The sequence below is a fragment of the Streptomyces sp. NPDC033221 genome (assembly GCF_055577005.1).
In genome coordinates, this window is the sequence record NZ_JBVIQN010000005.1 from 98,549 (window position 1) to 119,366 (window position 20,818).

Sequence of the window (20,818 nt, forward strand, 5' to 3'; positions counted from 1 at the left end):
TTGGCGTTGCCGTCTGGCGGCGACGTTGGCATTCGCCGTTGCCGTTGCCGTTGCCGTTTACCTTGGCGCGTGGGCGTTGGCGTCCTTCCCGTCGGCGGCGGCCGCCGCACGGGGGCGAGCGCCACGCCGCCCTCTCATCATCCGTCATCCGGCAGGCGCTCCGCCTCCAGCTCGACCACCGTCCCGCCGTCCGGCGCGGAGCGCAGCCGGGCGGTGCCGCCGTTGCGCTGCATCCGGCCGATGATGGACTCCCGCACACCCATACGGTCACCGGGGACCGCGTCCAGGTCGAAGCCGGGGCCCCGGTCCCGTACGGAGATGAAGACCGTACGGCCCTCCACCTCCGCGTACACTTGCACGGCGCCGCCGTCGCCACCGTACTTGGCGGCGTTGACCATCGCCTCGCGCGCGGCCTGGAGCTGCGCGCTCAGCCGCTCGTCCAGCGGACAGTCACCGACCACCACGACCTCGATCGGCACGCCGTGGTGATCCTCGACCTCGGCCGCGGCCTTGCGCACCGCCTCGGCGAGGGTGTCCGGTTCCTGCTCCTCGTCCTTGCCGCGGCCCTCCGGTTTGTAAAGCCAGGCGCGCAGTTCGCGCTCCTGTGCGCGGGCGAGGCGGGCCACCTCGCGCGGGTCCTCCGCGTTGCGCTGGATCAGGGTGAGCGTGTGCAGGACGGAGTCGTGGACGTGGGCGGCGACTTCGGCGCGCTCCTGCGCGCGGATCCGCATCAGCCGCTCCTCGGACAGGTCCTGCGTCATGCGTACGAGATAGGGGCCCGCGAGCAGCGCGATGCCGACCAGCACGGCGAGGGCGGCCTGGAGCACCGAGCCGAGGTTACGGACCGAGCCCTGCAGGACGACGATGCCGGTCACACCGACGCCGACCAGGGCCACGCCGGCCGCACCGCGCGCGACCGGCAGCACGGCCTTGCGGCGGCCCATCTCCAGCCACTGCGCGCGCCGCGCGTTGTCCGCCTGCCGCCAGACCAGCGCCACGCCCGCGCCTATCAGCAGGAGCGGCCACATATAGGCATTGGCCCGGCCCAGCTCGAACCGGGACGCGACGACGGCCGCACCGACGAGCAGCGTGAGCAGGGCGAGTATCTGGCCCTTGTCGGCCTTCCGGCCGCCCGCCGCGCGGCCCTTGCGGCTCCACGGCAGGTGGCCGGGAGTGGTGGCGGACGCGTTCGCCCGTGTGGCGTCCACGCCGCCGAAGCCCAGCGGCACGATGAACCAGAAGGCGGCGTACAGCAGCCCGCCCATGCCCTCGGCCATGAACAGCGCGACGAACACGACCCGCACCCACGAGACCGGCAGCCCCAGATGCCCGGCCAGCCCGCGCGCGACACCGCCGAGCATCCGCCCGTCGGCGCTGCGGTAGAGCTTGCGCAGGGGCGGGTCGTCGGAGTCGGGCGCCGTGGCGTAGCTCGCCTCGGGCCGGGTCGGCGCGGTGGTCATGACACCGATCGTCACACGTGGGACGGGTGCGGGGCATCAGGGTCGACCCTGACGGCACCCCTAGCCGTTCGCGACTTTCGGGCCTGGTCGGCCGTAACTTTCGTCGCTCGGGGGGTGGTGCGGGGCGGTGCCATCCCTGAGCCGGGATGGTGCCGGGATGGTGCAGGGGCTTGCCGTACCCGGGGAGTCCCTTGCCTGGCTTGTGCTGTTACTGCTGCTGCTCACGCTCGTCGGGCAGCTGGAGGCCGGCCAGGACGTCGTCGAAGACCTTCTTGTACCGGTCCCACTCGGCGTACGGCGCGGAGAGATAGACCGCGTACTCCTTCTCACCGGGCCGGCCGAACCCCAGGTCGATGGCGCGGAAGTCCCGCTTGCTGCCCGACCACTTGAACTCCCACAGCGCCGCGGGCCGGCCCCGGAAGACCGTGCCCTGCATCCGCAGCTGCTGGTAGCCGGGGAACTTGCCCTCGTTGATGGAGTTGCGCTCGTTGTCCTTCCAGTGCCGCAGCGGGTCCACGCTCGCGAAGTCGAGCACCTCGATGCGCAGGCCGACCAGCTGGTTCGGGTTGAGGTAGGTGGAACCGATGCCTTTGCCCTGCTTCTGGCGGGTCCAGCCGTCCGGCAGCGGGAAGGTGACACCGGCTGCCGGGTCCGTGACCTGGTGGTATCCGTCGGGGATCGGCCGCGGCGTGGGCTTCGAGCCGGGCTTCTTCGCGGAGGGGGACGGCGACGGCGCCTCGCTCTGCGTATTGCCGCCGTCGGACGCCTGCGCATTCCCGTCGGGTCTGAACCCGAGGGCGTACAGCGTGCCGCCCGTGACGGCCAGTACGGCCGCCAGGGCGACGGTGCTCAGCACGATCGTGCGGCCGCGCCTGCCGCGCTTCTTCCCGGACCCGGTGGCCGTGGCCGGGTCGGTCGCCGTGCGGTGGGCCGGGGAGGTGGGGCCGTCGTCGGGGACCGCGGCGGCAGCGCCGCCGGTGGTGGTCATGCCGCCGGTGGTGGCCATGCTGCCGGTGGCGGACGTACCGTCCGTGGGCCTGCCGCCGGTGGCGGCCATACTGCCCGTGACCGCCGTGCCGGCCGTACCCTCCGCTGCCGGCGGCGCCAAGTGGTACGCACCGGAGGCCGAGGGCGTTCCCCTACCGGTGCCCGTGTCCGTACGGGGATCCCGGGCCGGTGCGGTCAGGCCGCCCGTCGTCGCGGTGCCGTCCCCCGCGGTGCCCGGAGCGCCCGGTGCCGTCCCTGGCGCGCCCGCCATGCCCAGCCACGAGGTGTCCGTGTACGCGGCCGGAGTGCGCAACGCCTGCTCCACGGCGTCGGCCGAGGGGCGCTCGGTGGGCTCCTTCGCCAGCAGCGCCTCGATCAGCGCGGTCAGCGGACCGGCGTTGCGCGGCGGGTCCAGCGGGTCCACGGCGATCGAATACGCCGTCTCGACCGCCGTGAGCTTGCGGAACGGGGGCCGCCCCTCCATCGCCTGGTAGAGCGTGGCGCCCAGCGCCCACAGGTCGGCGGCCGGGCCGGGCGTACCGCCCCGGACCCGCTCGGGGGCGAGATAGTCGATCGAGCCGACCAGCTCGCCGGTCTTGGTGAGGGTGGACGTGCCGGTGGCGACCGCGATGCCGAAGTCCGTCAGGACGACCCGGCCGTCCTCGCCGAGCAGCACGTTGCCGGGCTTCACGTCGCGGTGCAGGACACCGGCGGCGTGCGCGGCCCGCAGCGCGGTGATCATGCCGCGGCCGATCCGGGCCGCCTCGCCCGGCGGCACCGCGCTGTTCGAGAGCGTGGCCTCCTTGATGACGTCGCCCAGCGTCACCGACGGCACGTACTCCATGACGATGCAGGGCAGGCCGTCGTCATCGACGACATCGTGGACGCTGACCACGTTGGGGTGGTTGATACGGGCGGCGGACTGCGCCTCGCGGCGGGTGCGCTCGTTGCGGCGGGCCAGCTCGTCGGCGTCCAGCTCCGGGGAGACGTGCAGCCGCTTGACCGCGACCTGCCGGCCGAGCAGCTCGTCGTGGGCCCGCCAGACGGTGCCCATCCCGCCCCGGCCTATCTCCTCCACCAGGCGGTACCGCCCGGCGACCAGTCGCCCGTCGTCCACCGCCGCCTCCGTCACCGCGCCGCGCCCCTTCGGTTCCCCCCGTACACGTGTCCGGCGCAACGATAGTCGGCCGCCGGCCGTCCGCGGAGGGGCGGGGCGCGATCATCGGACACGTACCGGGACATCTCCGCCCCCAAGCCGGAAAGCGTTTCCAAGCCGGAATGCCGGAAGACCGGCCGGGCAGTCGGCCGTGCAGTCGGCCCGGCGCCCTGTCGGTACTCAACCCGGCGCGGCCCGGCACTCGGCAGTGGGCCCGCGGAGAACTCAGCCGCGGTCCGCGCCCGCGTCGATCTTCGCGTGCCGGGTCTCGCCGTCGGAGAGGAACGCCGCCAGCTCCTCCCCCTCCTCCAACACGGCGGTACGCTCGGCCCGGGAGAAACGGCGCAGCGGGGAGACCGTCACGGTGCCGTCCTTCGCGGTCCAGGTCGCGGCGACCCGGCCGTCCACCAGGGCGACGCGCTCACCGGCGACGGAGAGGCCGCGGTGCACGTCGTCGATGATCCGGCCGCGGTCGTGATAGCCGAGGATCGCGTTGTCGAACGCGGGCAGGAAGCGCACCGGGGCCGGCGTGCCGGGGTCGGGGCGCGGCGCGCCGGGGAGGTCGAGGAGTTCCCGGCCGCGCTCGTCCCGGAAGGTGACCAGCTCATCGCGTACGGCGGCGACCGCGCGCGGCAGTCCGGCAAGGCCGCACCAGGCCCGCAGGTCGGCGGAGGCGGCGGGGCCGAAGGCGGCCAGATAGCGCCGCACCAGGGCTTCGCCCACGGGGTCGGGGCTGTTGTTGACGGTTCGCGGGGTGCCGGAGTCGCGCGGGGCGCCGGAGTCGTTGAGGGGCGCCTTGCCGGGGTCGGAGCCGTCCGGTACCGGCCGGTCGATTTCGCGGCCCAGCCAGGACGCGAGCGGGACATTCCGCACACCTCCCTTCGTACGCCACAGCCCGCGCGGCGGCAGCTGCACCATCGGGATCAGCGCCGCGACCAGCATCTCCCCCAGCGGCCGCGGGCCCGGGGCGGGCCAGCGTCCGGCGACCGCCCGGGCGAGTTCGGACATCGAGCGGGGCTCGCCGTCGGCCATGACCGCGCGGCCCGCCGCGGCGAGTTCATCGAGGTCGACCCCTTCCAGCTCGCGGCGGTAGGTCCCGAGGACGCGCTGCCGCAGCATCGCGTCGTGGCGGCCGCGCCAGGCCAGGACATCGTCGGCGGTGAGGAGGTGGACGGTGCGGCGCATGAGGTGGGTACGTACGACGTGCCGCCCGGTCAGCAGGCCGGAGAGCGCCGAGGGCTCGAACGCGCGCAGCCGCGACCAGAGCCCGACGAAAGGTTCCTGCGGCTCCTGCGCCTGGAGGCCGCACAGGTGCGCCACGGCGTGGAGGGCCGGCAGGTCGGCACGGTCGAGGAGCAACTGCCGCGCGAGCGTCGCGCGGTTGAGCGCCCGGTTGTCGAGAACGGTCATCTGCGTCCTTGCCTTGGTCGTCTGCGTGCGAGTTCGGTTGCGTGCGAGTTCGGCTGCGTGCGTGCCTTGTTCGTCCGTACGCGCACCTTGCCCTCCGCACCCGAGCCTTGCCCGACGTCCGCCCGCCCGGCATTCCCGCGTCCGGCATTCCCGCGTCCGGCTTCCCCGCCGAGCCTCCCCGTCCGGCTTTCCTGCACCTCTTCTTGGACTGTGCGGCCTGCTCGGGCCCTGCGGCCTGCACGACTTCCTGGCCCTGCGGACCCCACATTGGCGCAAGTAGAGGACAGGTTGTGTCCGCTACTCGATGCAGGATGGGAGGCATGCAGAAGACTTCGGCGCGGCTGCTGTCCTTGCTCTCGTTGCTCCAAGTGCGCCGGGACTGGCCGGGGGCGCTGCTGGCCGAACGTCTGGAGGTCAGCCCGCGCACCGTACGCCGCGATGTCGACCGGCTGCGCGAACTCGGCTATCCGATCGTGTCGGCCAAGGGCCCCGAGGGCGGATACCGGCTCGACGCCGGGTCGGAGCTGCCCCCGTTGCTGTTCGACGACGAGCAGGCCGTCGCCCTCGCCGTCGCGCTCCAGATCGCCACCACCACCGGCGCCGGCGTCGAGGATGCCGCGGCGCGCGCATTGCACACCGTCCGGCAGGTCATGCCCGCGCGGCTGCGCCGCAGGATCGATACTCTCCAGGTCACCGCCGTCGAGCGGCCCGCCGCCCGGCGGAACCCGCAGGTCGCCAGCGGCGTACTGGTGGCGCTCAGCGCGGCCGTCCACGCCCGCGAGGTGCTGCGCTTCGACTACGTACCGGTGTCGCCGCCGGTCGCCGCCGGGGTCTCACCGGATGTGTCCGCACCGTATGCGTCCGTACCGGAAAGCGGTCAGGACGGTGTGTCCCCGCCGCGCCGCGTGGAGCCGCACCACCTCGTCACCTGGGACGGCCGCTGGTACCTCGTCGCCTGGGACCTCGACCGCGAGGACTGGCGCACGTTCCGCGCGGACCGGATCGCGCCGCGCACCCCCACCGGCCCCCGCTTCACCCCACGCGAGCTGCCCGGTGGCGACGTCGGTGCCTTCGTCCTGAGCAAGTTCCAAGGTTCCGGCGGCTCGGGCGGCTGGCCCTGCCAAGGGGAGGTGGTCCTCGCGCTGCCCGCGGCGGCCGTGTCCCGGTACACCCGTGACGGTGTCGTCGAGCCGCTCGGCCCGGACCGCTGCCGGCTCGTCCTGGGGTCCTGGTCGTGGCCCGCCCTGGCCGCCGCCCTCGGCAGGTTCGACGCCGACATGGAGATCGTCGGACCGGCCGCGCTCAAGGAAGCCTGCGCACGGCTGGCCCGCCGGTACGCGGTCGCCGCGGGCGGTACGGGCGGTACGGGTGCCGCGAACGCTACGGGCAGCGCGCGCGGCGTACCCGCCCCTCGGGCCTGAGCGATCTCAGGGACCAACCAGGGTTCCCACGGATGCCGCCCGTCCGCTCCGCTTGCCACCATGGGCGCATGAACGATGCTGCGCCCGCCGAGGAGACGACGGGCCCCGCCGGGGCCGCGTCCGGCCCCGACGGCACCCCGACGTCCGACGACGCACCGGGCCGCCCGGCTCCGCAGGCCCCCCTGCGCCGCAGCCGGCGGCACAAGGTGATCGCCGGTGTGTGCGGGGGCCTGGGCCGGCACTGGGACCTGGACCCGGTGATCTTCCGGATCGTGCTGGCCGTGCTGGCGGCCTCCGGCGGCATCGGCCTCATCGTGTACGGCTTCGCCTGGCTGCTGATCCCGCAGGACGGCGAGGACGAGAACGAGGGGCGCAAGCTGCTCTCCGGCCGGGTCGAGGGCACCGCACTGACCGCGCTGCTGTTCGCGCTGGTCGGCTGCGGTTTCTTCCTGACCTCGCTCGCCAACCGCGGTCTGCTGACCTTCACGGTCATGCTCGCGCTGGCGGTGGGCGGTTCGGCGTACTGGTCGCGGCAGCGCCGCGCGGCAGGCACGGACGGCCCCGGGGCCGCCGACCCGGCGACGGCGCAGGCCGTCGCGGACGCGCCGCCCGAGACGATGGCGCCGCCCACCCGAAACAGCCCGTCCTGGTGGCGGGACCCGCTCTCCAAGGAAGGGACGGCCGGCGTGGGCTACCTGTGGGGACCGAGCGACGCTCCGTACGGACATGAACAGGCGTACGGCGCGCACCCGGCGACCGGGGCGGCGGGCCAGGGCTCCGGCGCGACCGCGTGGGACGGGCGCGGAGCGCCACGGACCTGCGCACCGGCCCGGCGGCGCCGGGCGGGCCGCCCGATCGGCGGCTGGACGTTCCTGCTGGCGCTCTTCGCGGGCCTGGCGACGGGCGGGGCCGCCGCCGACGCGTACCCGCTGAACACCGCGCTCGTCGCCGGGCTGTCCGCCGCGCTCGTCGTCTTCGGCCTCGGCCTGGTCATCAGCTCCTGGTTCGGGCGGACCGGCGGCGGCACGGTCTTCATGGTGATCGTGACGTCCGTGCTGCTGGCGGGCGCCGCGGTGCTGCCGGACAACATCACCGCCGACTGGCGCAACCGCGTCTGGCTCCCGATGGACGCCGCTTCGGTGAAGCCGAGTTACGAACTGGGGGCGGGGCGCGGGGAGCTGGACCTGAGCAACGTACCGTTCAAGAACGGCCAGACCGTACGGACCAAGGCCACGGTCGGCGCCGGACAGCTCAGCGTGACCGTGCCCGACGGCGTGACCACGCGGCTGCACATCGACGTGGGTCTCGGCGACGTCCGGCTGCCGGGCGAGGCGCCGGAAGATTTCCACCTGGCGGCCGACCAGGACCAGACCGTCACCCTGCCGGCGACGGGCCTGAAGAAGGGCGAGAAGCCGCACGGCACGCTGGACCTCGACCTCCAGGTAGGCGCGGGGCAGGTGGAGGTGGAGCGGGCCGCACCGCGTACGGAGCCCGGCGCGTCTTCGTCCAGTGGCGAGCCGTCCCCGGCCGATGCCGACCAGCCCTCGGCCGAGGGCGTCCCGTCACCGCCCGATGCCGACCGGGCCCCCGCCGCCGGCCGGTCCCCCGCCGGCCGTGAGCCGTCCGACGCCTCGTCCCAGGGAGTGCAGCAGTGAAGCGCCACGCCTTCGAACCCGCCCGGCTCCTCACCGGCCTGACCGCACTGGGCGTCGGCGGCGCCTACGGGGGTGAGGCCGCCGGGGCCTGGGACCTGCCGGGCGCGCTGCCGATGCTGGCCGTACCGGCGGGCCTGTGCCTGTCCGGCATCACGACGGCCGTCTGGAGCGCGGCACGCCGCCACCGTTCGGCGTCGTCCACGGCCCGGGACTGAGCCCCTGCGCGACCCGCAGTTGTTCGGCCGCTCAGCCACCCGGCCGCTCAGCCGAACAACTGCCGCCCCTGCCTGCCGCGTCGCGCCGCCAAGGCCGCGTCCAGGGACAGCATCGGGGCTCCGGCCAGCACCAGCGGAAGCCAGGCCATCAGGTAGGCGAGGTCGTTGCCGTAGTAGTACGGCTCGGTCGACCAGCTCACGGTGAGCCACAGGCTCAGCGAGATCAGCGCGCCGCCGAGCGCCGCGACCCGCGCGAACAGGCCGACGAGCGTGCCGATGCCGACGGCCAGCTCCCCGGCGGCGATGGCGTAGCCGAAGCCCGCCGGGTTCTTCAGGGCCAGGTCCACCAGCGCGGGCACGGCCGAGGTGGCCCGTACCTGTCGCATCAGTTCGCCGACCGAGCCCGTGCCGCCGGAAGCGAAGAAGGCGGGGTCGGTCAGTTTGTCCAGGCCCGCGTAGACGAAGGTGACGCCGAGGAAGAGCCGCAGCGGCAGCAGCGCGTACCGCGCCATCGTCGCGCGCGGCCCGCCGCCCCTGCCCGCCCCGGTCCCGGCCCCGCCCAGGCCGCTGCCGACCGCACGATCCGCGTGAGACATGGTGTCCCGCCTCTCCGTCACCGCCGGACGCGGACGATGGTGTGCCCGCTGCCCCCTGTTTCACAAGGGGTACGGACGGCGGCGTACCCGGCGTTCAGCGGGGCCGCCGGTCACGGTCCCCCGCCGACCCGCTGCCAGACCTCTCCACCGTCAATCCTGTACGTCGATCGTGTAGCCGTTCGTCTCCACGCCCGCCGCCGTGACGACCCTGACCTCCACCCGGCCCGGCTCGACGTCCGCCGGCACCGGTACGGTCAGCACCCCGTCCGTCGGGTTGCCGAACCCGCCGGCGACCGGCACCAGCGGTACGTGCACATGGACCGCTCCGATCCGCACGACCGTGCGCGCCAGCAGGTCGGCGCCCTGTGCGCCCGGCGGTACGAAGCCGGCGCCGCGGATCTCGATGTCGTCGCCGGTACGGATCGGGGCGGCCAGGTCGCCCGGCTCCCGGGCCCGTACGACCGACAGGACGACCGGGCGGCCGCCCTCCGCGTACTTGCCCGCCAGGTACATGACCGCGCCGACGGTCACGACGACGGCGAACGCCCACGGAAGATCCGGCAGCCGGGACGGGTCGCGGGCCAGCCGGACGACGGCGAAGGACACGGCGGCCACGTTCAGCAGCAGGTACTGGGTGTCGGTGAGACTGCCGCGCCCCGCGTCGTCCGTGAGCAGGTCACCGGCGCGCGGCCGCTCCGCGCGCACCTTCTGCAGGCGCCGCCCCTGAATGCGTACGGCGACGACGCGGCGGACCAGGACCGCCACCGCGCAGGTGATCGCCAGGGCCGTGAGCAGCCCAGCCCCGCGCGGGAGTTCGAGGCCGTCCACGAGCACCTGGCGGGTGTCCGCGTCCGTCACCACGGCCAGGTGGACGGCCTGCACGAGGACGGCGTACGCCACCAGCAGCAGCCAGCCCGCCGCCACCGTGCGCGAGGTCGAGAGCCGGTTGTCCTCGCCGACCAGGGGCGCCAGCAGGCCGCCGCGCGCCCGGTGCCACCACCCCGCGCCCGTCAGGGCGAGTGCGAGCAGCACCGCCGCGACCAGCCCCGCCGTACGCGGTGTCGTCCAGCCCGTACCGATCGCGGTCAGGGCCTGGGCGAGCACCAGTACGCCGATCCCGGCCCACAGCACCAGCAGAGTGCGCCGCCACACCGCGTCCAGCCAGGCCGAGCCCTCGGCGGCGGCGCGTTCGGCGACCGAGCGGGCCGACAGGGCGAGTTCGTCGGAGACCCACTGCCGCGCCGCCCCCGCCGAGTGGGCGAGCGCGGACGGCACGCCACGGCCCGCGGCGTACTCCTCGCGCAGGGCCACGAACGCGGCGACCGCCCTGCGATGCCCCTCGCGCGCGCCGCGCGGGCACTTTCCGCAGGTGCAGTCACCACCGTAACCACCCGATCCGGCCGCCCCGTGCGCGCCCGCCGCCGCCCCGGGCCCCGGAAAGCCCTCAGCCCCTCCGGGCAATCCGGGCGATCCGGACGCCCCCGTCGTCCCGCCCGTCGTCTCCACCGACACGTCCGCTCCGCCCCAGCCACCAGTCGTCGCCAACTTCACCGTACTGAGAGGGAATTGTGCCGTAAGTGGCGAGGGCGAAAACCCGGGCGGCCAGGTTTACGGGCGGTGACGGGCGATGTGGAGTGGTGACGGGGGACCCGGCGTGTTGACGCGGGGCCGTACGGCCGTCCCCGGCGGCCGTACGGATCAGCCGGGCGGGGACGGAACGGGCTCAGCCGAGCAGGTCCGGCTCGCTGCGTGTGATCTGCTGGTAGAGAGGCTGGTAGTTGATCCACGCCACCAGGTCGTTGCCCAGCTGTTCCCGTGTGCGCACGGCGCTCTCGTGGTCGATCAGTACGGGCTTGCCGGCGGCCCGCGCGGTCAGCTGCACCTGACAGGAACGTTCCATCGTGATGAACCACCAGGCCGCCGCGTCCACCGAGTCGCCCACCGTCAACAGGCCGTGATTACGCAGGATCACCGCCTTGTGCGGCCCGAGCGCGACCGCGATCCGGCGGCCCTCCTCCTCGTCCACCACGACACCCGTGTAATCGTCGAACAGGGCGTGATCCTCGTAAAACGCACACACGTCCTGGGTGATCGGGTCCAGCAGCTCACCGAGGGTGGACAGGGCGCGGCCGTACACGGAGTGGCTGTGCGCGGCGGCGACCATGTCCGGGCGGGCCCGGTGGACCTGCGCGTGGATCGCGAACGCCGCCTGGTTGACGTGGTGACGCCCCTCGACGACCTTCCCCTCGTGATTGACCAGGATCAGGTCGCCGACGGTGATGTGCTTGAACGACATCCCGAACGGATTCACCCAGAAGCAGTCGGTGAACTCCGGGTCCCGGGCGGTGATGTGGCCCGCCACCCCCTCCTCGAACCCGAACCGTCCGAAGAGCCGCAGCGCCGCCGCGAGGCGTTCCTTGCGGTGGCGGCGCTCCTCCTCGACGGTCGCGTGCCGGGGTGGCATGGCGAAGTACAGCTGGTCGGTGGGAACCGGGGCGGGCGGGGTCCCGGGCGGGGTGTTCGCAATGGGGTCGGGCATGGCGGCTTCCTCCTTACGCACGTACGGCTCGAAGCGGAAGCTACCTGCCGGTAGGGGAGGTGAACAGGGGGGCGGCGCCACTCCTCGCCGACGTACCCCGGCCCACCCCCGAAATTCACTACGGAAGCGGCGCCCGGGCCATTACCGTGCCCCCATGGCTGCCACGACCGGTACTCCCCTGAGCTACGACCGTTACTGCGCCGAGATCGTCCGCCAGGCCGACCTGTTGCGGGACACCCTCAAGGACACGGATCCGGCGGCCACCGTGCCGTCCTGCCCCGGCTGGAACCTCGGCCAGCTCATCCGGCACGTCAACGGCGCGCACCGCTGGGTCGAGACGATCGTCGGCACCCGCTCGACGGAGCCCGTCTCCGACGAACTGGTCAACGAGATGCCGAAGTTGACCGACGAGGACCCGGCCGCGCTGGACGCCCTGCTCGCCGAGGGCGCCACCCGGCTGTCGGAGACCCTGCGGGCCGCCGGACCCGACGTGCCGGTGTGGACCGTGGCGCCCGGCGGGACACCCGTCTTCTGGGCCCGCCGCATGACTCACGAAACCGCCCTCCACCGGGCCGACGCCGCGCTGGCGGCCGGGCGGGAGTACGTCGTGGACACGGACGTGGCGCGCGACGCCCTCGACGAGTGGATGGGATTCCACGCGGTCGAGGAGATCGCCGAGGAGCAGCCCGGCGCGCCCGTCCTGCTCGGCCCCGGCCGCACGCTGCACTTCCACGCCACGGACACCGAGGCCGAGTGGTTCGTGGACCTCACCGGCAAGGCCCCCGTCTGGCGCCCCACCCACGAGAAGGCCGCGGTCGCCGTCCGCGGCACCATCACCGACCTGGTCCTCTTCCTGTACGGGCGGCCCGCCGTCGCCGGTGGCGTGGAGACCATCGGGAACCGGCAGCTCCTCGACGTGTGGCTGGAGCGGACGCGGTTCTGGCTCCAGTGAGGCGGGCGGGGCCCGCTCCACCGGGGCGGGCCGGTCGTGGCCGGTGCCGGGCGCCGCGCGTTACGCTGACGCCGACGTAAACGGAACGGCGTTCCATGGCGGAGGAAGATCGTGAGCGAGGACACGCGGCAGCACGCCGGCGCGGAGGCCACGGTCGGGCGCCCCGGCAAGCGCGTGCGCGCCGACGCGCAGCGCAGCACCGATGCCCTGCTCACGGCGGCCGCGGAAGTCTTCGCCACGTCGGGGGTCGACGCCCCCGTACGGCAGATCACCGCCAAGGCGGGCGTGGGCGCCGGCACGCTCTACCGCCACTTCCCGCAGCGCTCGGACCTCATCGCCGCGGTCTTCCGCCACGAGGTCGACGCCTGCGCCGACGCCGCCCCCGCCCTCACGGCCGCGTACGAACCGGTCGACGCGCTCGCCCGGTGGCTGCGGCGCTTCGCCGGCTTCATCGCCACGAAACGCGGCCTCACCACCGCGCTGCACTCGGGCGACCCGGCCTACGACAGCCTGCCCGCGTACTTCCAGCAGCGCTTCGTACCCGTCCTCAGCGCCCTCCTCGACAGCGCGGCGAGCGCCGGACACATCCGCTCCGACCTGGACCTGGACCCCGAAGACCTGCTCCGCGCCGTGGCCAGCCTGACCATGCCCGCCGACGAGGACGGCAACAGCCCCACCCAGAGCATGGTCGCCCTCCTCGTCGACGGGCTGCGTTACGGCGCGCAGGCGCAGGAAGCGCGGGAGGCGCAGGAGGAGCGCTGAGCGGACGGGCCGCCCGGGCACTACCGTTCCCGCTACTCCGGCCGTTCCTCCTCGTCGCGTTCCTCCGCGAGGATGCGTGCCGTCCGGTACCGCAGGTCGGCCTGCCGGAGCCACAGCCGGCCCACCAGCGCGACGACGGCAGCGGCACCGATCCCCGCCACGGTCGACCACCACCCGGACACGGACGCCATGACGCCCGTTCCGACACAGATGGCCACGGCGACCGTGCCCGCGAAGAACACCCTGTTGTCCGGCGGGCGCGGTTCGTTCCGCTTCATCACGCCACCCCCTCGGTACGCCTCCACAACCTGCCTTCCGCCGGGGCGGTCAGCACTTGTGGGCGCCCTGGACCGCACCGGCCACGGCGCCGCCGAAGCCGCCCACGGCCGCTCCGGGGGCGCAGCCGGTCTCCAGGTCGGCCACGCAGCCGGCGACGCCGCCGAGTTCGGCCGTGTCCAGGCTCTTCTTGCCGAGGCACTTGGCCCAGTCCCAGAATCCGCGCGTCGTTATCTCGGGCGCCAGAACGCCCTTGAGCGTGGCGTTGGGAGTGTCGACGTGCTGGTGCAGGGTGTTGCCCTTGACCGTCCACGTCACCTTGTGCAGGTGCCCGTCCAGGTCCTGGACCGGCTTCGGCGTCATGGTGAGGAGCTTCTCGCCCGTGCCGTCCTCGATGGACACGCTGCCGTCCTTGCCCGCGGCGAGGTGGTGGTCGCCCTTCAGCTTGGAGAACGTCCACGCGGTGTCGCGGGCGAAGGTGGTGGTCTTGCCCGAGGGAGCCAGCACCTGGTCCAGCGTGTGGCCGGAAGGGGTGGCGGCACCGGCGTTCGGTGCGGCGGCGAGGAGTGCGGCTCCTGCCGCAAGTGCCGTGGCCAGGCTGGCCCGCTGACGTGCCGTCATACGCATAAAGTGATGTTTTTCCTGTTCAAGTCCGTCGGAGGAGGACACATGGCCCTCCGTCAGATGTACCGACCAAGATCAACATTTTGTGGTGACGCCCGCAAAGCGCATTTACCGACTTGGGGCACCATTTGCCAAGGGTTTGCGCGGTGTGACACTCACGGGAGGGCGATCTCGGTGAGGTCGATGTCGATGCCGAAGGGGCTGCTCAGCTTCACCTGCTCCCGGAAGGTGTCCACGGAGCGGTAGATGCGGGTCTCCCTGTCCAGCTCGAAGACCTGTACGACGGGGTAGCCATCGCGCCTGGCTTTTTCGACCCGCCAGAAGTGCGGAATGCCCGCGTTTGCGTATTTGTGCGGCTTGGTGTCGCGGTCCCGTGCCTCGGACTCGGGAGAAACGACTTCGACGGCGAGCAGAACGTCCCGCACCTGGAAATGCGTCTGGTCCGAGTGACGCACCGCCGCGGCCCGCACCACCGTGATGTCCGGCTCGGGGCCGTTGCGCTCGTCGATCAGTACGGTCATTTCGCGCGCGACCGTCAGTTCCGGCGGGGGCACGGGCCAGTGGTGTGTGGTCTCAGCGGTCATGAGTCCTCCCGTGGACGGGATTCCGGGCCGTACGGCCAGCGTACCCACCGAGAACGCCGCAGCCGCCGCTCAAACTGATGAGCGACGGCTGCGGCGTTGACCTGCGGTGGGGACCTACGCGGGGGTCACTCCCACTCGATGGTGCCCGGGGGCTTGCTCGTGACGTCGAGGACGACGCGGTTGACGTCGGCGACCTCGTTGGTGATGCGGGTGGAGATGCGGGCCAGGACGTCGTACGGCATACGGGTCCAGTCCGCGGTCATCGCGTCCTCGGAGGAGACCGGTCGCAGCACGATCGGGTGGCCGTAGGAGCGGCCGTCGCCCTGGACGCCGACGGAGCGGACGTCGGCGAGGAGGACCACCGGGCACTGCCAGATCTCGCGGTCCAGGCCGGCCGCGGTCAGTTCCTCGCGGGCGATCGCGTCGGCCTCGCGCAGCAGGTCGAGGCGCTCGCGCGTGACCTCGCCGACGATGCGGATGCCCAGGCCGGGGCCGGGGAAGGGCTGGCGCTGGACGATCTCGTCCGGCAGGCCCAGCTCGGCGCCGACCGCGCGGACCTCGTCCTTGAAGAGCTGGCGGAGCGGCTCGATGAGCTCGAACTCCAGGTCCTCGGGGAGGCCGCCGACGTTGTGGTGGGACTTGATGTTCGCGGTGCCGGTGCCGCCGCCGGACTCCACGATGTCCGGGTACAGCGTGCCCTGGACCAGGAACTTCACGGGCTCGCCGGCCGCGCCGGACTCGGCGACGATCTCCGCCTGGGCCTGCTCGAAGACCCGGATGAACTCGCGGCCGATGATCTTCCGCTTCTGCTCCGGGTCGGAGACGCCGGCCAGCGCCGACAGGAAGCGCTCGGAGGCGTCGACGACCTTCAGCTGAACGCCGGTGGCGGCCACGAAGTCCTTCTCGACCTGCTCGGTCTCGCCCTTGCGCATCAGGCCGTGGTCGACGTACACGCAGGTCAGCTGGGAGCCGATGGCCTTCTGGACGAGGGCGGCGGCCACCGCGGAGTCCACGCCACCGGACAGGCCGCAGATCGCCCGCGCGCTGCCGACCTGCTCACGGATGGCCGCGACCTGCTCGTCGACGACGTTGGTGGTGGTCCACACCGGCTCGATGCCCGCTCCCCGGTAGAGGAAGTGCTCCAGGACCTGCTGGCCGTGCGTGGAGTGCATCACCTCGGGGTGGTACTGCACGCCGTACAGCTTCTTCTCGTCGTTCTCGAAGGCGGCGACCGGGACCATGTCGGTGGACGCGGTGACGGTGAAGCCCTCGGGCGCGGCGGAGCAGGCGTCGCCGTGCGACATCCACACCGGCTGCTCGGCCGGGGTGCCCTCGAAGAGCGTCGAGGCGTTCTTGGAGACGTGCAGGTCGGTGCGGCCGTACTCACGGGAGCCGGTGTTGTCGACCGTGCCGCCGAGGGTGGTGGCCATGAGCTGGAAGCCGTAGCACATGCCGAAGACCGGGATGCCGGCCTCGAACAGGGAGCGGTCCAGGCTGGGCGCGTCCTCGGCGTAGACCGACGACGGACCGCCGGAGAGGATGATCGCCTTGGGGTTCTTGGCGAGCATCTCGGCCACCGGCATGGTGGACGGGACGATCTCGCTGTAGACCCGGGCTTCGCGTACGCGGCGGGCGATGAGCTGGGCGTACTGCGCGCCGAAGTCGACTACCAGGACGACGTCGGGGGCGGCAGCAGGTGACGCTGATGGCACTTCGGCGGCCTTCCGGCGGTGGTGGTGCAAGGGGTTGGACTTTCGATTCTAACGGGCTCATACTGAGCGCCATGTACAAGCAGCTGACCTTCGTCTTTACCTATGGCACCGGCCCGTCCGGCTGCCATGGTCGTGCTGCTTGATCATCTGACGAGCGACTTCCCAGGCGCCCCGGGCCGACAAGGCCCGGGGCGCTCTGTGTTTGACGGGAGTGGCGGGGCCGGAGCGGTACGGACGGCGGCTGCGGGGGTCATGATCCCCAGGAGTGTGGGACGGACATGAGCGGTATCCAGGCGGTCACGGACCCGGCGACAATCCCGGCGGTCCCTGTGGCCGAGGCCACGGCGGCGGCCGCGGGCACGGTGGCGGCCAAGCCCGGCACCGGTGCGCGCACCGAGGCGGCGGCCGGTGTGATCACGGGCGCCCGTGAGCGGATCGATGATCTCGACGGCCGGATCATCGGCCTCGTACAGGAACGGATGGCCGTCTCGGCCGTGATCCAGCGCGAGCGCATCGGGTCGGGCGGGCGCCGGGTGAACCTGTCGCGCGAGATGGAGGTGCTGGAGCACTACCGGGGGCAGCTCGGCCGGCCCGGCACCGCGCTCGCGATGACGCTGCTGGAGCTGTGCCGCGGGCGGATCTGAGTCATGGCCGGGTCCCGGAGGCCCGGAAGCCCGTGGCCGGAACGAGGGTCCGCGGCCGGAACCGAGGTCCGTGGCCGACTCACCCGTACGGCGCCGTGACCGGCTGCCGCCGGGCTTCGTTGTTCCGGATGCCACGCCAGCCAGGTGCGGTCTGCAGGACTACGCGTAGACGCCGCCCGTGGGCGGATCCGCCGGAGCGATGAGACGCCGACCGACTTGGAGCGGTCCGCGTCGTGGGACCTCGCTGCGGTGTCGTGGCCGGTCAGCAGGGGACAGCAGCCCGGTCACATCCGATGGGGCGGTCGGTTTCGGGGACGCCTGGGACCGACCGCATCCGGTCGAAACGGTTGCGCCGGATGTGGCGCGTCCAGCACGATGCACAGAAGCGGCACACCGTGCCCGTAGCTGGGCAGTGAATGCGGCACGCCGTGCCCCGAGCGGGCCACGGCGACCGTCGGCGGTCCGGACCGCCGTACGGCATACGGGCACCGGAGCCACCGGCGCCGGCAGACGGCCGAGGCCGTGATCGCGGGGGCCCACCCCCGGACAACTTGAGAGCCAGCGGCGCCATCCCCCCGGCGCCGCCCCCTCGGCGCCGACGCTGCCCTGACGCCGGCGCCGAAAGCCAAGGGCCCCGCGGCCGCCCGCACCCCCCTCGCGGGTGGCGTCCCGGGGCCCTTCGCTATGGAGGGGGCCTGGCCACTTATGGCGCCCGCGCCGAGGCGTGCAACCTTTTCCGGTCACAGCCGGTCAGTATCTGCAATCGCCCGGCCATCCCGCGCCCCACCGCGACGGCCTGTCACGAACTCGTGCCGTGGTCACGGCACTTCGGCACCGAGAGGTCTTCACGATGAAGCTCCGCCGCGCCCTGGCCGCCGTCACCGCGACGGCCGCCATAGCCCCCGCCGCCCTGCTGGCGGCCCCCGCCGCGTACGCCACGACACCCGAGCAGCACCCCACGGCCACCGCGTCCGCCACCACCACGCCCCCACCGACACCGACATCCGGCGCGACCGGGCCCTCCGACACCCCGGCGCCCGGCGGGAGCAGCAAGCCGCCGCAGGGCGGGGGCGGGACGAGAACCGGTGCGCCGGTGCCGCCCAAGGGAGCGGCCCCCGGCAAGAACACCGAGTCCGAGCCGGGCACGCCCACCACCACCCAGACCACCACGCCCACCACCGGCCCGGAGTGCGAGGACTGGTCCAGCGAGCGGTCGGTCAAGGCCGAACTCCGCGGCCTGCCCAGCAAGATCGTCGCCGGGTCCGGCTGGGTGGACTTCACCTACCGCGCCACCAACATCTCCACCGGGCGCATCCTGTCCGTAGAAGCGTTCGCGCAGGTCTTCGCGCTGGACAACAAGACGAGCGACGACGTGTCCAGCCATCTGGCCCTCGAATGGTTCGACGCGGCCGGCGGCCGGTGGAAGCCGGTCGCGGGCCCCGAGGAGGGCGACGGATACTTCGCCTCGATCGGTGACGCCGACGGCCTGCGCTCCGGGGAGTACGCGGAAGCCAGGCTGCGGCTGAAGGCCGACGCCAAGACGCCCGCCAGCTACGGTGGCGCGGTCAGCGTGGGCTGGTACCTGAACGCGGACCTGAAGTGCGGCTTCTCCGAATCCGCTGACTACCCGTTCGACATCCTGCCCGCCGGCAGCACCAAGCCGGGCCACGTGCCGGACTCCCAGGGAAAGCCCGGCACGCGCCCCAACCACCCGGCGCCGCAGGGCGGAACGAAGCAGCAGGTGCGGCTGCCGGTCACCGGCAAGCTCGCCGAGACCGGCACGTCGTCCGGGCTGCCGGTCCTCGCGCTGTCGGGTGCGGCAGCGGTCGCCCTCGGCGCGGGCGCGGTGTTCGCCGTACGCCGCCGCAAGGGCGCCGACGCGGCTTGAGAGGCATGGGGACCGTACGGGCCGTACCGGAAGCGGTGCGGCCCGTACGCCGTGGCAGCGGCTCTCAGTTCTCCGTCGGCGCCGCGGCCTCCGCCTTCGGCGAGCCCTTCGGCGGGACGGCCGGTACGGGGAGCAGTGGCAGCCGCAGCGCGGCGAACGCCTTCTCGGGCACGGCCGGGCGCCGCGGCGCCACCGCGGACAGCCGCCGGTAGGAGTGGCCGGGCGCGGGGCGGGTGTCCGCCTCGCCCTTGTTCGGCCAGAAGGACATGGCGCGTTCGGCTTGTGCGGTGATGGTCAGCGACGGGTTGACGCCGAGGTTCGCGGAGACCGCCGAGCCGTCGACCACCGAGATGCCGGGGTGCCCGTACAGCCGGTGGTACGGGTCGATCACGCCGTGGTCCGCGTCCTCGCCGATCGGGCAGCCGCCCAGGAAGTGCGCGGTGAGCGGGGTGCCCATCAGCTCGCCGACGTTGCTGCCCGCGAAGCCGTTGATCTCCTGCGCGAGCAGAGTGGCCGCTTCGGTGGCCTCGGGGATCTGCTGCGGGTTGGGCGCGCCGTGGCCCTGGCGCGCGGTGAGCAGCCCTTTGCCGAGGCCGCCCGGCTTGCGGTACGTGGTCAGGGAGTTGTCCAGGGACTGCATGACCAGGCCGATGATGGTCCGCTCCGACCAGCGGCGGTTGGACAGTGAGCGCAGCAGCAGGACCGGGTGGCGTACGCAGTTGGCGGCCCAGGCGAGGGCGCGAGGCGCGCGGGTCGCGATCGGGACTTGAAGGATGGACAGGCTGCCCATCGCGTTGGAGCCCTTGCCGTAACGGACCGGCTCGATGTGGGTGCTGTCGTTCGGGTGGATGGACGAGGTGATCGCGACGCCGCGGGTGAAGTCGGCCTTCGGTGCGCCGTGCGCCTTGCGGTAGCGGCGGTCGTCGGTCTGCGCGCCGACCAGTGCCTCGGAGTTGGTGCGGGTCAGCTCGCCGAGCCTGCCGGAGATGCGGGGCAGCAGGCCGCTGTCCTTCATCCGGTGCAGCAGGGTCTGGGTGCCGTACGTGCCGGCGGCGACGACCACCCGGCGGGCGGTGAAGGTGCGGCCCTTGCCCTTGCGTTTGTCGTCGGTGGGCAGCGTGCCGACGGCGTAACCGCCGCGGGAGTCCTCGGTGACGGTGACCACGGACGTCATCGGGTGGATGGCGGCACCGGCCCGCTCGGCGAGGTGGAGGTAGTTCTCGTTGAGGGTGTTCTTGGCGCCGTGCCGGCAGCCGGTCATGCACTCGCCGCATTCGGTGCACGCCGTACGGGCGGGACCGGCGCCGCCGAAGTACGGGTCGGGGACCTCGGTGCCGGGGGCGGCCTTCGCCGTGCCGTCGGTGTCCTTGCCGTCGCCGAAGAAGACGCCGACCGGCGCCATGTGGAAGGAGCCCCCGACGCCCATCTTCTCGGCGGTGGCCTTGAGGTGGATGTCCGAGGGGGTCATGGTCGGGTTGAGGCGGACGCCGAGCATGCGCTGCGCCTGGTCGTAGTACGGCTTCAGCTCGTCCTGCCAGTCGGTGATGTGCCCCCACTGCTGGTCGTCGAAGAACTGCTTCGGCGGTATGTACAGGGTGTTCGCGTAGTTGAGCGAGCCGCCGCCGACCCCGGCGCCCGCGAGGACCATGACGTTGCCGAGCAGGTGCACGCGCTGGATGCCGTAGCAGCCGAGGGCGGGCGCCCACAGGTAGTTCTTCAGGTCCCAGGAGTTCCTGGGCAGGGTGGCGCGGGTGAAGCGGCGCCCGGCCTCCAGGACGCCGACGCGGTAGCCCTTCTCGGTCAGGCGGAGCGCGGAGACGGAGCCGCCGAAGCCCGAGCCGATGACGAGGACGTCGTAGTCGTACCCGTCCTCGGCCGCTTCGGACCGGTTTTGGGCGTGGTGGTCCTGGGGCACTGGCACTCCCTTGTTCTCGGGC

Annotated in this window: 18 protein-coding genes; 7 read left to right on the forward strand and 11 right to left on the reverse strand. The window is 72.9% G+C overall.

Going from position 1 to position 20,818, the window contains the following annotated elements:
* Positions 1-137 precede the first annotated feature (137 nt).
* The 3 genes from ACZ53K_RS08135 to ACZ53K_RS08145 all read right to left on the reverse strand — a co-directional run bounded on the left by ACZ53K_RS08135 (position 138) and on the right by ACZ53K_RS08145 (position 5,013).
* The gene (locus ACZ53K_RS08135) at positions 138-1,460 is read right to left on the reverse strand and encodes a PspC domain-containing protein (protein ID WP_468832916.1); all 1,323 of its coding nucleotides are present in this window, start codon (positions 1,458-1,460) and stop codon (positions 138-140) included.
* A 208-nt stretch (positions 1,461-1,668) separates the two neighbouring features.
* Positions 1,669-3,579: a protein kinase domain-containing protein gene (locus ACZ53K_RS08140; protein ID WP_468832917.1), complete on the reverse strand. Its 1,911-nt coding sequence runs from the start codon at positions 3,577-3,579 to the stop codon at positions 1,669-1,671.
* Positions 3,580-3,828: 249 nt separating this feature from the next.
* Positions 3,829-5,013: a winged helix DNA-binding domain-containing protein gene (locus tag ACZ53K_RS08145; protein ID WP_468832918.1), complete on the reverse strand. Its 1,185-nt coding sequence runs from the start codon at positions 5,011-5,013 to the stop codon at positions 3,829-3,831.
* A 320-nt stretch (positions 5,014-5,333) separates the two neighbouring features.
* Here ACZ53K_RS08145 and ACZ53K_RS08150 point away from each other — a divergent pair, with 320 nt between their 5' ends.
* The 3 genes from ACZ53K_RS08150 (at position 5,334) to ACZ53K_RS08160 (ending at position 8,304) form a co-directional block, all read left to right on the forward strand.
* Positions 5,334-6,434 (forward strand): helix-turn-helix transcriptional regulator, encoded by a 1,101-nt coding sequence (locus tag ACZ53K_RS08150; protein ID WP_468832920.1) that lies wholly within the window; start codon positions 5,334-5,336, stop codon positions 6,432-6,434.
* 68 nt (positions 6,435-6,502) lie between these two features.
* Positions 6,503-8,089 (forward strand): PspC domain-containing protein, encoded by a 1,587-nt coding sequence (locus ACZ53K_RS08155; protein ID WP_468832921.1) that lies wholly within the window; start codon positions 6,503-6,505, stop codon positions 8,087-8,089.
* Positions 8,086-8,304: a hypothetical protein gene (locus ACZ53K_RS08160; RefSeq protein WP_468832922.1), complete on the forward strand. Its 219-nt coding sequence runs from the start codon at positions 8,086-8,088 to the stop codon at positions 8,302-8,304. The genes ACZ53K_RS08155 and ACZ53K_RS08160 overlap by 4 nt, the downstream gene beginning before the upstream one ends.
* Positions 8,305-8,351: 47 nt before the next feature.
* On the opposite strand, the gene ACZ53K_RS08165 is transcribed toward ACZ53K_RS08160, so the two are convergent.
* The 3 genes from ACZ53K_RS08165 to ACZ53K_RS08175 all read right to left on the reverse strand — a co-directional run bounded on the left by ACZ53K_RS08165 (position 8,352) and on the right by ACZ53K_RS08175 (position 11,439).
* Complete coding sequence (locus ACZ53K_RS08165; protein WP_468832924.1) at positions 8,352-8,900, reverse strand: DoxX family protein; 549 nt, start codon at positions 8,898-8,900, stop codon at positions 8,352-8,354.
* A gap of 150 nt (positions 8,901-9,050) precedes the next feature.
* On the reverse strand, positions 9,051-10,361 hold the full coding sequence (locus ACZ53K_RS08170; RefSeq protein ID WP_468833371.1) for a hypothetical protein: 1,311 nt from the start codon (positions 10,359-10,361) through the stop codon (positions 9,051-9,053).
* A 262-nt stretch (positions 10,362-10,623) separates the two neighbouring features.
* Complete coding sequence (locus ACZ53K_RS08175) at positions 10,624-11,439, reverse strand: class II aldolase/adducin family protein (RefSeq protein ID WP_468832925.1); 816 nt, start codon at positions 11,437-11,439, stop codon at positions 10,624-10,626.
* 154 nt (positions 11,440-11,593) lie between these two features.
* Between ACZ53K_RS08175 and ACZ53K_RS08180 the strand changes: the two genes are divergently transcribed.
* Both ACZ53K_RS08180 and ACZ53K_RS08185 read left to right on the forward strand, forming a co-directional pair.
* Positions 11,594-12,391, forward strand: coding sequence for a maleylpyruvate isomerase family mycothiol-dependent enzyme (locus tag ACZ53K_RS08180; protein WP_468832926.1), 798 nt, complete (start codon positions 11,594-11,596; stop codon positions 12,389-12,391).
* Between the two features lie 111 nt (positions 12,392-12,502).
* A complete protein-coding gene (locus ACZ53K_RS08185; RefSeq protein WP_468832928.1) occupies positions 12,503-13,153 on the forward strand; it encodes a TetR/AcrR family transcriptional regulator in 651 nt (216 codons plus the stop codon).
* A gap of 32 nt (positions 13,154-13,185) precedes the next feature.
* On the opposite strand, the gene ACZ53K_RS08190 is transcribed toward ACZ53K_RS08185, so the two are convergent.
* The 4 genes from ACZ53K_RS08190 to guaA all read right to left on the reverse strand — a co-directional run bounded on the left by ACZ53K_RS08190 (position 13,186) and on the right by guaA (position 16,349).
* Complete coding sequence (locus ACZ53K_RS08190) at positions 13,186-13,431, reverse strand: hypothetical protein (protein WP_468832929.1); 246 nt, start codon at positions 13,429-13,431, stop codon at positions 13,186-13,188.
* 49 nt (positions 13,432-13,480) lie between these two features.
* Complete coding sequence (locus ACZ53K_RS08195) at positions 13,481-14,050, reverse strand: hypothetical protein (RefSeq protein WP_468832930.1); 570 nt, start codon at positions 14,048-14,050, stop codon at positions 13,481-13,483.
* Between the two features lie 158 nt (positions 14,051-14,208).
* Positions 14,209-14,637: a Uma2 family endonuclease gene (locus tag ACZ53K_RS08200; protein ID WP_468832932.1), complete on the reverse strand. Its 429-nt coding sequence runs from the start codon at positions 14,635-14,637 to the stop codon at positions 14,209-14,211.
* A 125-nt stretch (positions 14,638-14,762) separates the two neighbouring features.
* Positions 14,763-16,349, reverse strand: coding sequence for a glutamine-hydrolyzing GMP synthase (gene guaA, locus ACZ53K_RS08205; RefSeq protein ID WP_468832933.1), 1,587 nt, complete (start codon positions 16,347-16,349; stop codon positions 14,763-14,765).
* Positions 16,350-16,627: 278 nt separating this feature from the next.
* Here guaA and ACZ53K_RS08210 point away from each other — a divergent pair, with 278 nt between their 5' ends.
* On the forward strand, positions 16,628-16,993 hold the full coding sequence (locus ACZ53K_RS08210; protein WP_468832934.1) for a chorismate mutase: 366 nt from the start codon (positions 16,628-16,630) through the stop codon (positions 16,991-16,993).
* Between the two features lie 850 nt (positions 16,994-17,843).
* Positions 17,844-18,881, forward strand: coding sequence for an LPXTG cell wall anchor domain-containing protein (locus tag ACZ53K_RS08215; protein ID WP_468832936.1), 1,038 nt, complete (start codon positions 17,844-17,846; stop codon positions 18,879-18,881).
* 64 nt (positions 18,882-18,945) lie between these two features.
* Here the strand turns inward: ACZ53K_RS08215 and ACZ53K_RS08220 are convergent, their stop codons facing one another.
* The gene (locus tag ACZ53K_RS08220; protein ID WP_468832937.1) at positions 18,946-20,796 is read right to left on the reverse strand and encodes a GMC family oxidoreductase N-terminal domain-containing protein; all 1,851 of its coding nucleotides are present in this window, start codon (positions 20,794-20,796) and stop codon (positions 18,946-18,948) included.
* Positions 20,797-20,818 lie beyond the last annotated feature (22 nt).

What these genes read in the sequence shown, in the direction of transcription:
- ACZ53K_RS08150 (WP_468832920.1), top strand. Translation starts at nt 5,334, where the DNA reads ATGCAGAAGACTTCGGCGCGGCTGCTGTCCTTGCTCTCGTTGCTCCAA.
- ACZ53K_RS08165 (WP_468832924.1), bottom strand. Translation starts at nt 8,900, where the DNA reads ATGTCTCACGCGGATCGTGCGGTCGGCAGCGGCCTGGGCGGGGCCGGG.
- ACZ53K_RS08215 (WP_468832936.1), top strand. Translation starts at nt 17,844, where the DNA reads ATGAAGCTCCGCCGCGCCCTGGCCGCCGTCACCGCGACGGCCGCCATA.
- ACZ53K_RS08175 (WP_468832925.1), bottom strand. Translation starts at nt 11,439, where the DNA reads ATGCCCGACCCCATTGCGAACACCCCGCCCGGGACCCCGCCCGCCCCG.
- ACZ53K_RS08135 (WP_468832916.1), bottom strand. Translation starts at nt 1,460, where the DNA reads ATGACCACCGCGCCGACCCGGCCCGAGGCGAGCTACGCCACGGCGCCC.
- ACZ53K_RS08155 (WP_468832921.1), top strand. Translation starts at nt 6,503, where the DNA reads ATGAACGATGCTGCGCCCGCCGAGGAGACGACGGGCCCCGCCGGGGCC.
- ACZ53K_RS08195 (WP_468832930.1), bottom strand. Translation starts at nt 14,050, where the DNA reads ATGACGGCACGTCAGCGGGCCAGCCTGGCCACGGCACTTGCGGCAGGA.
- ACZ53K_RS08190 (WP_468832929.1), bottom strand. Translation starts at nt 13,431, where the DNA reads ATGAAGCGGAACGAACCGCGCCCGCCGGACAACAGGGTGTTCTTCGCG.
- ACZ53K_RS08210 (WP_468832934.1), top strand. Translation starts at nt 16,628, where the DNA reads ATGAGCGGTATCCAGGCGGTCACGGACCCGGCGACAATCCCGGCGGTC.
- ACZ53K_RS08145 (WP_468832918.1), bottom strand. Translation starts at nt 5,013, where the DNA reads ATGACCGTTCTCGACAACCGGGCGCTCAACCGCGCGACGCTCGCGCGG.
- ACZ53K_RS08200 (WP_468832932.1), bottom strand. Translation starts at nt 14,637, where the DNA reads ATGACCGCTGAGACCACACACCACTGGCCCGTGCCCCCGCCGGAACTG.
- ACZ53K_RS08180 (WP_468832926.1), top strand. Translation starts at nt 11,594, where the DNA reads ATGGCTGCCACGACCGGTACTCCCCTGAGCTACGACCGTTACTGCGCC.